Source organism: Kluyvera intermedia, assembly GCF_021440345.1.
GTDB lineage: Bacteria > Pseudomonadota > Gammaproteobacteria > Enterobacterales > Enterobacteriaceae > Kluyvera > Kluyvera intermedia_A.
Genome location: NZ_JAKCNS010000097.1, coordinates 1 through 11,930, shown reverse-complemented (window position 1 = coordinate 11,930; position 11,930 = coordinate 1). Strand labels below are relative to the sequence as shown.

The 11,930-nt window shown below is 54.1% G+C and carries 13 protein-coding genes; 9 read left to right on the top strand and 4 right to left on the bottom strand.

Going from position 1 to position 11,930, the window contains the following annotated elements:
* Positions 1-118 precede the first annotated feature (118 nt).
* Positions 119-766, bottom strand: coding sequence for a hypothetical protein (locus LZ634_RS20340; protein WP_234508452.1), 648 nt, complete (start codon positions 764-766; stop codon positions 119-121).
* Positions 767-902: 136 nt separating this feature from the next.
* Entirely contained in the window at positions 903-1,337 is a 435-nt protein-coding gene (locus LZ634_RS20335) for a DoxX family protein (protein WP_234508451.1), read from the bottom strand.
* A gap of 151 nt (positions 1,338-1,488) precedes the next feature.
* Here LZ634_RS20335 and poxB point away from each other — a divergent pair, with 151 nt between their 5' ends.
* The 4 genes from poxB (at position 1,489) to LZ634_RS20315 (ending at position 6,802) form a co-directional block, all read left to right on the top strand.
* The gene (gene poxB / locus LZ634_RS20330; RefSeq protein ID WP_234508448.1) at positions 1,489-3,207 is read left to right on the top strand and encodes a ubiquinone-dependent pyruvate dehydrogenase; all 1,719 of its coding nucleotides are present in this window, start codon (positions 1,489-1,491) and stop codon (positions 3,205-3,207) included.
* A gap of 39 nt (positions 3,208-3,246) precedes the next feature.
* Positions 3,247-4,248, top strand: a complete 1,002-nt coding sequence (gene ltaE / locus LZ634_RS20325; protein WP_234508446.1) for a low-specificity L-threonine aldolase — start codon at positions 3,247-3,249, stop codon at positions 4,246-4,248.
* A 10-nt stretch (positions 4,249-4,258) separates the two neighbouring features.
* Positions 4,259-5,701 carry an SDR family oxidoreductase gene (locus LZ634_RS20320; RefSeq protein WP_234508445.1) on the top strand — a complete coding sequence of 481 codons (1,443 nt, stop codon included), beginning with the start codon at positions 4,259-4,261 and terminating at the stop codon, positions 5,699-5,701.
* Positions 5,702-5,788: 87 nt separating this feature from the next.
* Positions 5,789-6,802 carry an NAD-dependent epimerase/dehydratase family protein gene (locus LZ634_RS20315; protein WP_234508443.1) on the top strand — a complete coding sequence of 338 codons (1,014 nt, stop codon included), beginning with the start codon at positions 5,789-5,791 and terminating at the stop codon, positions 6,800-6,802.
* A gap of 2 nt (positions 6,803-6,804) precedes the next feature.
* Here LZ634_RS20315 and LZ634_RS20310 read toward each other — a convergent pair whose 3' ends face one another.
* Together LZ634_RS20310 and LZ634_RS20305 are read right to left on the bottom strand one after the other, a co-directional pair.
* The gene (locus LZ634_RS20310; protein WP_234508441.1) at positions 6,805-7,644 is read right to left on the bottom strand and encodes an N-acetylmuramoyl-L-alanine amidase; all 840 of its coding nucleotides are present in this window, start codon (positions 7,642-7,644) and stop codon (positions 6,805-6,807) included.
* On the bottom strand, positions 7,644-7,964 hold the full coding sequence (locus LZ634_RS20305; protein ID WP_234508439.1) for a heavy metal-binding domain-containing protein: 321 nt from the start codon (positions 7,962-7,964) through the stop codon (positions 7,644-7,646). Before LZ634_RS20305 ends, LZ634_RS20310 begins: the two co-directional genes overlap by 1 nt.
* Before the next feature lie 170 nt (positions 7,965-8,134).
* Here LZ634_RS20305 and LZ634_RS20300 point away from each other — a divergent pair, with 170 nt between their 5' ends.
* From LZ634_RS20300 to artM, 5 genes are all read left to right on the top strand, one after another.
* Complete coding sequence (locus LZ634_RS20300) at positions 8,135-8,650, top strand: lipoprotein (RefSeq protein ID WP_234508437.1); 516 nt, start codon at positions 8,135-8,137, stop codon at positions 8,648-8,650.
* Between the two features lie 310 nt (positions 8,651-8,960).
* Positions 8,961-9,689, top strand: a complete 729-nt coding sequence (artP, locus tag LZ634_RS20295) for an arginine ABC transporter ATP-binding protein ArtP (protein ID WP_234508435.1) — start codon at positions 8,961-8,963, stop codon at positions 9,687-9,689.
* A gap of 17 nt (positions 9,690-9,706) precedes the next feature.
* The gene (gene artI / locus LZ634_RS20290) at positions 9,707-10,438 is read left to right on the top strand and encodes an arginine ABC transporter substrate-binding protein ArtI (protein ID WP_234508433.1); all 732 of its coding nucleotides are present in this window, start codon (positions 9,707-9,709) and stop codon (positions 10,436-10,438) included.
* A gap of 6 nt (positions 10,439-10,444) precedes the next feature.
* The gene (gene artQ, locus LZ634_RS20285; protein WP_234508431.1) at positions 10,445-11,161 is read left to right on the top strand and encodes an arginine ABC transporter permease ArtQ; all 717 of its coding nucleotides are present in this window, start codon (positions 10,445-10,447) and stop codon (positions 11,159-11,161) included.
* Complete coding sequence (gene artM / locus LZ634_RS20280) at positions 11,161-11,829, top strand: arginine ABC transporter permease ArtM (protein ID WP_234508430.1); 669 nt, start codon at positions 11,161-11,163, stop codon at positions 11,827-11,829. The genes artQ and artM overlap by 1 nt, the downstream gene beginning before the upstream one ends.
* Positions 11,830-11,930 lie beyond the last annotated feature (101 nt).

Here is an 11,930-nt window from a genome sequence, read left to right as displayed (position 1 = left end):
TAAGTTGGCAGCATCACCTGATTTAGTAACCTCACATGATTCTTCAATATCAGCCCCCAACAATGAGTTCCGCTCGAGGTCAGAAGCGGAATTCAGCCTCAATAACAGCGAATCATATTTATGGCAGAATAACTAAATCCCTAAAAGCGTATTTTAATCCATACCTATTTATTAATTCTCGACGATACTCAACATTCCATTCATTTTTCCAACATGTCCCATATTTATCAATAAGCAGCTTAGCCAATAAAAATGTGCTGTCTCGGGTATTCCAGAGCCCTTCTTGTGCCTCAATTTCCCATGGCTGTGCATAATATTTCAAAACGGTTAAAACCTGCTCTCCAAATAAGGCATCCCCTTCTGAATAGTCAATAGGCGGGAGTTCAAGCAGGTCATATTCAGTACCTTTCCAATAGCACATTCCTTGAGCAAGAACCAAGTGTTTAGATCTTAATTGGTTTAGATGCACGTTTTCATGCATCCAACAAACCTTAATATCGTTAAAGCTCACTTCCTGGTCGATAAACAAGACAATGGACGGTTTTCCATCAAATTCATCATCGCATTCTAGGGCAAATCCAGCACAACAAAGTTCGGTTGCAACAAAACATACTGGATAGTCAGCTGCAACCGCAGCATCCCATATCCAGCCCAATCTGTGACGTAGCAATTCAGTATTAGAGTCCTTATCAAAAATATCAGATGAAATATTAAGATCACTATGGATATTTGATAAATGTCTAATTTTATTATAATTTACAAGCATGATTTCCCCCATAGGTATTATAGATAAATATTCTAAAATGCAACTTTAATACATCGAATTAGATCCGCTGCCGCATTACACGATTAAAAAATAAACCCAGCCGCGGGCTGGGTTCTGGCTTACGTTGTCAAACAGACTACCGCCAGGCCGAATTGCCGCCCAGCGAATATTTACCTGCGCCGATAAACGCAATCGCCAGCGCCGCCACAAAGAAGTAAACCAGGCTCTCAATCGCCCACGCCCCGGTTTTTTCCAGCTGGGCGGTTTCACCCAGCCCAACCATCAGCCAGGCCACAATCATGGTAAACGCCAGTACCAGCGCTGCCGGACGGGTCAGCACGCCGAGAATCAACAAAATAGGCGCTACGACTTCGCCGACCAATACACCGTAGGCGATAAACCCCGGTAGCCCTTTCGCCACCAGCATGGCGCTGATGCCGTCTACGCCGCCAATCAGCTTGTGCAGCCCGTGAAATAGCATCAAACCGCCAACAACCAGACGCAATAGCAGCTTGCCAAAATCCTCGTGCGATAGCGTACGATTTACTGCATTTAGTAATGTTGTAATCATCTGAATTTTTCCCTGTTTATCCCTGTAGAACACCACGTTACTTGTTCTTATTACCTAAATATACCTGCTGAAAATAAGGGGATTCTCCCGGCGAAACGACGAGATTAATCTAAACTTGTAACCGGTATCACATTTAAGGAGACGGAAAACCATGAAACAGACAGTAGCTAACTATATCGCCAAAACTCTGGAACAGGCTGGTGTTAAACGAATCTGGGGCGTGACGGGTGACTCACTCAATGGGCTGAGCGACAGCCTGAACCGGATGGGCACCATTGCGTGGATGCCAACGCGCCACGAAGAGGTTGCCGCATTTGCCGCCGGAGCCGAAGCGCAGCTCACGGGCGAGCTGGCGGTGTGCGCCGGGTCATGTGGGCCAGGGAACCTACATTTGATAAACGGCCTATTTGACTGCAATCGCAACCACGTTCCCGTCCTGGCGATTGCTGCGCATATCCCGTCGAGCGAAATCGGTAGCGGCTATTTTCAGGAGACCCATCCGCAGGAGCTGTTCCGCGAATGCAGCCACTATTGCGAGCTGGTTTCATCCCCGGAGCAGATCCCACAGGTGCTGGCTATCGCCATGCGAAAAGCCATCCTGAACCGCGGCGTATCGGTAGTGGTGCTACCGGGTGACGTCGCGCTGAAGGCCGCGCCGGAAAGCGCGAGCACAAATTGGTATCCTGCACCGCAGCCTGTCGTCACGCCCGCGCAGAGCGAGCTGGAAAAACTGGCCGAAAAACTCAAATCATCCAGCAATATCACCCTGATGTGCGGCAGCGGCTGTGCGGGTGCGCACGCGGAGCTCACCGCTTTTGCTGAGAAGTTAAAATCCCCTATCGTTCACGCCCTGCGCGGCAAAGAGCACGTCGAGTACGATAATCCTTACGACGTCGGCATGACCGGGCTTATCGGTTTCTCTTCCGGCTTCCACGCGATGATGAACGCCGACACGCTGATTCTGCTCGGAACCCAGTTCCCCTATCGCCCGTTCTATCCAACGGAAAGTACCATCATTCAAATCGACATCAACCCTGCCAGCATCGGTGCGCACAGTAAGGTCGATATGGCGCTGATTGGCGATGTCAAAGCCACGCTCGCTGCTCTCCTACCGATGCTGGAAGAGAAAAGCGATCGCCGCTTCCTCGATAAAGCGCTGGAGCACTATCACAGCGCACGCAAAGGGCTGGACGATTTGGCCACCGCCAGCGACAAAGTGATTCACCCGCAGTATCTGGCGCAGCAAATCAGTCGCTTCGCCGCCGATGACGCGATCTTTACCTGCGATGTGGGTACGCCGACGGTGTGGGCCGCGCGCTATTTGCAGATGAACGGCAAACGCCGCCTGCTCGGTTCGTTCAACCACGGCTCGATGGCTAACGCCATGCCGCAGGCGCTGGGCGCTCAGGCTACTCACCCGGATCGCCAGGTGGTAGCGATGTGCGGGGACGGCGGATTCAGTATGCTGATGGGCGATTTTTTGTCGGTAGCGCAGATGAAGCTGCCGGTCAAAATCGTGGTCTTCAATAATAGCGTGCTGGGTTTTGTCGCTATGGAGATGAAAGCCGGGGGTTATCTGACCGATGGTACCGAACTGCACGACACCAACTTTGCCCGTATCGCCGAGGCCTGCGGTATTCCAGGTATCCGGGTGGAAAAATCGGCCGACGTGGATGAAGCGCTGCAGCGCGCCTTTAGCATCGATGGCCCGGTACTGATCGACGTGGTGGTGGCAAAAGAAGAGTTAGCCATGCCGCCACAGCTCAAGCTGGAGCAGGCCAAGGGTTTCAGCCTCTATATGCTGCGCGCCATCATCAACGGCCGCGGCGATGAAGTCATCGAACTGGCGAAAACCAACTGGCTCAGGTAAAAAGGATGGCATTGTTCTGAGTTTAAAAAGGAAAATGCCGTGATTGATTTACGTAGTGATACCGTAACCCGCCCGACGCGCGCCATGCTTGATGAGATGGTCGCCGCGCCGGTCGGTGATGACGTCTATGGCGATGACCCAACCGTTAACGCCCTGCAACAGTACGCCGCCGAGCTGGCGGGCAAAGAGGCAGCGTTGTTCCTGCCAACGGGAACCCAGGCCAACCTGGTAGCTCTCTTAAGCCACTGCGAGCGTGGCGAAGAGTATATCGTCGGACAAGGCGCGCATAACTACCTGTACGAAGCGGGCGGCGCGGCGGTACTGGGCAGTATTCAGCCGCAGCCAATTGACGCGGCGGCGGATGGTACCCTGCCGCTGGATAAAGTGGCGGCCAAAATTAAAGCTGACGATATCCACTTTGCCCGCACCAAACTGCTGAGCATTGAAAATACCCATAACGGCAAAGTACTGCCGCAGGCCTATCTGAAAGAGGCATGGGAATTCACCCGCGAGCGCGGGCTGGCGCTTCACGTTGACGGCGCACGTATTTTTAACGCCCTGGTGAGCTATGGCTGCGAGTTAAAAGAGATTGCCCAGTACTGCGACTCTTTCACTATCTGTCTCTCTAAAGGTCTGGGAACGCCGGTCGGCTCTCTGCTGGTTGGCAATCGTGATTACATCAAACGCGCCAACCGCTGGCGCAAAATGACCGGCGGCGGTATGCGTCAGGCTGGATTCCTCGCGGCAGCCGGGCTGTATGCGCTGAAAAATAACGTCGCCCGCCTGCAAGACGATCACGATAACGCCGCCTGGCTTGCCGAACAGCTGCGTGAGATTGGCGCAGATGTAATGCGCCATGATACCAATATGCTGTTTGTTCGCGTCGGTGACGCTAACGCCAGCGCGCTGGGTGCATTTATGCAAGAGCGCGGCGTGCTGATTAACGCCTCGCCAATTGTCCGCCTGGTGACGCATCTGGACGTCAATCGCCAGCAGTTGGCTGAGGTTGTCAGCCACTGGAAAGCATTTTTAGCCCGCTAAGGAGCCTGACGTGTCACAGTCTATTCTGGTTTTCGGTGCCAGCGGCTATATCGGCCAGCATCTGGTCACTGAATTAAGTCAGCGCGGCTATACCGTGCGGGCAGTGGCACGTCGTATTGAGCGGCTGCAAAAATTACAGCTACCGGGAGTGACCTGCCATGCGGTGGATTTGGAAAAAAGCAGCGATTTTTCCGCACTGCTGAGCGGCGTGGATACGGTCTACTATCTGGTTCACGGGATGGGTGAAAGTGCAGATTTTATTGCCCATGAGCGTCGGGTGGCGGAGAACGTGCGCGACGCACTGCGAAAAATTCCGGTGAGTCAGCTGATATTTCTCAGTTCGCTTCAGGCGCCAGCCCACGAGCAGTCTGCGCATTTACGCGCACGCCAGCTCACCGCCGATATTCTGCGTGATGCGGGTGTGCCGGTGAGTGAGCTACGCGCAGGCATTATCGTCGGCGCCGGTTCTGCGGCGTTTGAGGTGATGCGCGACATGGTTTATAACCTGCCGGTGTTAACACCCCCGCGCTGGGTTCGCTCGCGCACCACGCCTATTGCGCTGGAAAACCTGCTGGTATATCTGGTTGAATTACTCAATCACCCGGCATCAGAGCATCGCATTTTTGAAGCCGCCGGGCCGGAAGAGCTGACCTATCAGCAGCAGTTTGAACACTTTATGCGGGTCAGCGGCCGCCATCGTCTGCTGATCCCGATTCCCTTCCCCACCAGCTGGATTTCGGTGTGGTTCCTGAACGTCATCACCTCCGTACCGCCGACGATCGCCAAGGCGCTGATCCAGGGATTAAAACACGATCTGCTGGCGGACGATCGCGAGCTACGTGCGCTGATCCCACAAACTCTGCTCCCCTTTGACGAAGCGGTACGCCGCACGCTGGAGGAAGAGAAGAAACTGGCCAACTCCAGCGACTGGGGTTACGACGCCCAGGCGTTTGCCCGCTGGCGACCAGAATACGGTTTTTTTGCCAAGCAGGCGGGGTTCACCGTCCAGACCTCCGCCAGCCTGGCATCGCTGTGGAAAGTGGTTAACCAACTCGGCGGCAAAGAAGGCTATTTCTTCGGCAACGTTTTATGGAAGACGCGCGCGGCGATGGATCTGCTGGTCGGCCATCGGCTGGCTAAAGGCCGCCCCGCCCGTGAAATGCTGCAAACCGGCGATATGGTTGATAGCTGGAAAGTGATTATCATTGAACCGGAAAAAGCACTGACCTTACTGTTCGGCATGAAAGCGCCGGGGCTTGGCCGTCTGAGTTTTACGATGGTCGATAAAGGCACACATCGCGAACTTGACGTTCGCGCCTGGTGGCATCCGCACGGTATGCCAGGATTACTCTACTGGCTGTTGATGATCCCAGCGCACCTATTCATTTTTCGCGGGATGGCGCGGCGAATTATTCGCCTCGCAGAAGAAGACACAGGAAAAAACGCGCATTAACCCTTTTTCATCTTAGTTTCCCATTGCATACGAGTGAAATAAACGGAAGAATGCGCACGAAACTCTTTTTTAACACTGTGGATGATTATGAAGGTACTGGTCACCGGCGCCACCAGCGGTTTAGGCAGAAATGCAGTTGAATATCTGCGCAGCAGGGGCATTAGCGTCAGAGCGAGCGGTCGCAATGAAGCGATGGGCAAACTGCTGGAAAAAATGGGCGCCGAGTTCGTCCATGCTGACCTGACCGAACTGGTCTCTTCTCAGGCTAAAGTGATGCTGGCAGGGGTCGATACTCTGTGGCACTGTTCGAGCTTTACCTCCCCGTGGGGGACGCAGGCCGCTTTTGATTTGGCTAACGTGCGAGCCACCCGTCGTCTGGGCGAATGGGCCGTAGCCTGGGGCGTGCGTAACTTTATCCATATCTCTTCGCCATCCCTGTACTTCGACTATCACCATCATCGGGATATTAAAGAAGACTTTCGTCCACACCGTTTTGCCAACGAATTTGCCCGCAGCAAGGCCGCCAGCGAAGAAGTTATTCAGCTGCTCGCCCAAGCCAACCCCAATACCCGCTTCACCATTCTGCGTCCGCAGAGCGTCTTTGGCCCGCACGATAAAGTGTTCATTCCGCGCCTGGCGCAGATGATGCACCACTACGGCAGCGTGCTGCTGCCGCGCGGTGGGCATGCGATGGTAGACATGACCTACTACGAGAACGCGGTACATGCGATGTGGCTTGCCAGCCAGCCGCGCTGTGACGATCTGCCGTCCGGCCGCGCTTACAACATCACCAACGGTGAACCACGCACGCTGCGCAGCATCGTTGAGCGATTAATTGACGAGTTGAATATTGCCTGCCGGATCCGCTCCGTCCCCTATCCGATGCTGGATATGATTGCTCGCAGCATGGAACGCTTCGGGGATAAAACCTCGAAAGAACCTTCGCTCACCCACTACGGCGTGTCTAAGCTGAACTTCGACTTTACGCTGGATATCAGCCGCGCGCGTGAAGAGTTGGGCTACGAGCCTATCGTGTCGCTCGACGACGGTATTATTCGTACCGCCGCCTGGCTTGAAGATCACGGTAAACTGCCGCGCTAGATTTATCCTTGCCCGTATTTTTCCAACAGCGCTTCAGCTATCGCCTGGCTTTGGGCATCGGCAACGCCGTCCCAACGCGCCGGGCGGAAGTGCATCTGGAAGGCAGCAATGACGCGAATCTGCTGCATTCGGGTCATTCCCGGTTTCACCTCGTAGCCGTAGCGCCCCAGTAGATCGAGCAGATTTGCCGTCGACGCCGGTGCATTTGGCGCGCGTCCATTGAGATAAAATGCCACTCGGTTTTCATCCGGCCAGGCGCCAATACCCTGCTGCGCCAGCGACTGCCACGGGAACAAAGGGCCTGGATCGTCTTTACGCTGCGGCGCGATATCCGAATGCGCCACCACGTTCTGCGGCTCGATGTTGTAGCGTTTGATAATGTCTTTTGCCAGCGGCAGCAACGCCTGGATTTGCGCCGGTTCAAACGGCGTAAAGAAACGGGTACCTTCCGATTTCTTCCAGCCGGCATTTTCCAGTTCAATGCCAATAGAGGTGTCGTTGATTCGCGTGGCACCGCGCCAGAAGCTAATCCCGGCATGCCAGGCCAGCTCTGACTCCGGCACCAGTTGCCAGATGCGTGGCTTGCCATGCATCAGCGGCGGTACGGAAGGGATCAGGTAATGGACGCTGACCTGACTGCCGGTAAGCGTGGTCAACGAGCCATCAAAATCATCGGCCGTATAGTGCAATACCAGCACTTTTACACGCGGGTAGGCCGCCGGTGCTGAGCGACTCCGGTCGAGAACGTAGCCTGGCTTCTCGACCACCGCTTTTGTCTCTTCTTTACTGGCACACCCTGCCAGCAAAACCGCCAGCATAAAAACCATCAGAAAACGTTTCATCAGCGTGTTTTAACCGCCGTTCCACTGACGCTCACCATCAGCATGCTGCTGTCTTTACCCACGGTTTCATAATCAATATCAATGCCAACCACCGCGTCGGCACCTAGCGCTTTCGCCTGCTCGCCAAGCTCTTTAAAGGCAATCTCGCGCGCTTTACGCAGCTCCTTCTCATAGGCTCCGGAACGGCCGCCGACGATATCGCGAATACCGGCAAAAAAGTCGCGAAAGATATTCGCCCCTAGGATGGCTTCCCCGGTCACTACTCCGCAGTACTCGACGATTGGTTGCCCTTCAAGGGTGGGGGTCGTTGAAAATTGCATTACCTGCTCCTTCTTTAACGTTCAATACCTTAGCTCTCAGCGCTAAACGCATTATCGAACCGATACGCTATGCTTGAAAAGGGATTACTCCATTATCGTATACATAAATCGCGCCCGCTGCCTGGCGTCGCCGAGGCGATGAATGCCGAGACTGCTAACAAGGAACCACTATGCGTTACACCAATCTTGCCTTTATTCTTCCAGCCGCGCTGCTACTGAGCGCCTGTACAACCGTAACACCGGCCTATAAAGATATCGGTACCCGCAGCGGGCCCTGCGTGGAAGGCGGCCCGGATACCGTGGCACAGAAATTTTACGACTTCCAGATCCAGCAGCGGACCTCCGACTACACCGCACTGCGCCCGTACCTCAGCGATAACCTGGCAAAACTGCTCAGCGACAGTAGCCAGGACCCAAGCAAGCGCACGCTGCTGCAATCCGGCATGTTCTCCAGCAGCGCAACGCCACCAAATAGCGCCAGCGTCGACAGCGCCTCCACTATCCCGAATACCGACGCACGCAACATCCCGCTGCGCGTCGAGTTAAAACAGGGAAGCCAAAGCTGGAAGGATGAAGTGTTGATGGTTCGTGAAGGTCAGTGTTGGGCGGTAGATGATGTCCGCTATCTTGGCAGCAATACCCACGCACCGGCGGGCTCTTTGCGTCAATCTCTTGAAAAACGTTAATAACGTGTTAACAAATTCTGCTTAACCGCTTATTCCGGCAAAATGTCTGGCATTCTCTCTGGAATGCCGACATTTATTCCCCGCCCCCACCCCGACCGTTATTTTGTGCTAACTTTATAACTAAAGTTGGTTTATATTTAAGTTTTAACGCACAAATATTGCATAACTATTCTGTCAAAGGTACTATTTGCGGCCTCAATTGCTGATAATTCCTCTATGGCTGATACCTTCAGCGGGGATGAGAAATGCGGCAGCAGAGTAAGCACCTGGCGTTTCCAGGGCGAGGACAACAATTTCGTGACGGGTATCAATGAGCATTAAATTAGACGGCATTAACTGCTTTTATGGCGCACATCAGGCGCTGTTCGACATCACGCTTCAGTGCCCAGAAGGCGAAACGCTGGTGCTGCTTGGTCCAAGCGGTGCGGGCAAGAGCTCACTGCTGCGCGTGCTGAATCTGCTGGAGATGCCAAAATCTGGCACCCTGGCGATTGCGGGTAATCATTTCGATTTTGCTAAAGCCCCGTCTGACAAAGCGATTCGCGAACTGCGTCAAAACGTGGGTATGGTCTTCCAGCAGTACAACCTCTGGCCACATCTGACGGTAGTACAGAACCTGATTGAAGCGCCCTGCCGCGTGCTGGGTTTGAGTAAAGATCAGGCGATGGCCCGAGCGGAAAAACTGCTGGAGCGTTTACGCCTCAAACCGTTTAGCGACCGCTTCCCTCTGCATCTTTCCGGTGGTCAACAGCAGCGCGTAGCCATTGCTCGTGCGCTGATGATGGAGCCGCAGGTTCTGCTGTTTGATGAACCCACCGCCGCCCTCGACCCGGAAATCACCGCCCAGATCGTCAGCATTATTCACGAACTGGCGGAAACCAACATTACCCAGGTTATCGTCACCCACGAAGTCGAAGTGGCGCGTAAAACGGCCAGCCGCGTGGTGTACATGGAAAACGGTTATATCGTCGAACAGGGCGATGCAAGCTGCTTTACCAGCCCACAGACGGAAGCCTTTAGAAGTTATCTTTCTCACTGAGATTCAGGACAATGACTATGAAAAAAATACTGATTGCCGCGCTGCTTGCCAGCGTCAGCCTCTCCGCTGCCGCTGCACAAACCATTCGTTTCGCCACGGAAGCCTCCTACCCTCCGTTTGAGTCCATGGACGCCAACAACCAGATCGTCGGCTTTGACGTGGATCTGGCCAACGCCCTGTGTAAAGAGATTGATGCTACCTGTACCTTCAGCAACCAGTCTTTCGATAGCCTGATCCCAAGCCTGAAATTCCGTCGTATCGACGCGGTGATGGCCGGTATGGATATCACGCCAGAGCGTGAAAAACAGGTTCTGTTCACCACCCCGTACTACGACAATTCTGCGCTGTTTGTCGGTGTGAAAGGTAAATTCACCGGCGTTGACCAGCTGAAAGGCAAAAAAGTCGGCGTGCAGAACGGCACCACGCACCAGAAATTCATCATGGATAAACATCCGGAAATCACTACCGTGCCTTACGACAGCTATCAGAACGCCAAGCTGGATCTGCAAAACGGCCGTATTGATGCCGTCTTTGGTGATACCGCTGTCGTCACCGAATGGCTGAAAGCCAACGACAAGCTGGCGGCCGTGGGCGATAAAGTGACCGACAAAGGCTACTTCGGTACCGGCCTGGGCATTGCTATCCGTCAGGGCAACACCGAGCTGCAGCAGAAATTCAATGCTGCGTTGGAAAAGGTGAAGAAAGATGGGACGTACGCCACCATCTACGCTAAATGGTTCCAGAAGTAAGACTTGATGAACGAAATGTTTCCTTTAGCAAGCGCCGCCGGTATGACCGTCGGCCTTGCCGTTTGTGCACTGGTCATCGGGCTGGCGCTGGCGATGTTCTTTGCGGTATGGGAGTCAGTAAAATGGCGGCCGGTCGCATGGGCGGGTTCGGCGCTGGTTACCGTGCTGCGCGGCCTGCCAGAAATTCTGGTGGTGCTGTTTATCTACTTTGGCTCCTCTCAGCTGCTGCTGATGCTGTCCGACGGTTTCACGATTAACCTTGGTGTCGTGCAAATTCCGGTGCAGATGCAGATCGAAAACTTCGATGTCAGCCCGTTCCTGTGCGGCGTTATCGCCCTCTCCTTGCTCTATGCAGCCTATGCGTCGCAAACGCTGCGCGGTGCGCTCAAGGCGGTGCCGATGGGTCAGTGGGAATCCGGTCAGGCGCTGGGGCTGTCGAAAAGCGCCATATTCTTCCGTCTGGTGATGCCGCAAATGTGGCGACACGCGCTACCAGGGCTGGGTAACCAGTGGCTGGTGCTGCTGAAGGATACCGCGCTGGTATCGCTGATTAGCGTTAACGACCTGATGTTGCAGACAAAAAGTATCGCCACGCGTACTCAGGAGCCGTTTACCTGGTACATCGTTGCGGCCGCCATTTACCTGGTGATTACGCTATTAAGCCAGTACATTCTCAAACGCATTGACCTGCGTACCACTCGCTTTGAACGGAGACCAGGCTGATGCTCGAGTATTTACCGGAGCTGATGAAAGGGCTGCACACCAGCCTGACGCTGACCGTGGCCTCCATCGTGGTGGCGCTGGTACTGTCGCTGATTTTCACCATCATTCTGACGCTGAAAACGCCGGTGCTGGTGTGGCTGGTTCGCGCCTACATCACCCTGTTTACCGGCACTCCGCTGCTGGTGCAGATCTTCCTCATTTACTACGGCCCGGGCCAGTTCCCGTCGCTGCAAAACTACCCGGTAGTGTGGCACCTGCTGTCCGAGCCGTGGCTGTGCGCGCTGATTGCGCTGTCGCTCAATAGCGCGGCGTATACGACGCAGCTGTTCTTCGGCGCTATCCGGGCGATTCCGGAAGGCCAATGGCAGTCCTGTAGTTCGCTGGGGATGAGCAAGAAAGACACGCTGGCGATTCTGCTGCCGTACGCGCTCAAACGCGCGCTCTCTTCTTACTCCAACGAAGTGGTACTGGTGTTCAAAAGTACCTCACTGGCCTACACCATTACGCTGATGGAAGTCATGGGCCACGGACAGCTGCTTTATGGGCGTACCTACGACGTAATGGTCTTTGGCGCCGCCGGGCTGGTCTATCTGGTGGTCAACGGACTGTTGACGCTGCTGATGCGTTTAATTGAGCGCAAAGCGCTGGCCTTCGAACGCCGCAATTAGTTTTTATTGCATAAACATAAATAACCAAAACGGATAAGTTACTGGCTTATCCGTTTTTTTTTGCAATATATAAAATATTTACTCAACTATATTGCATATAA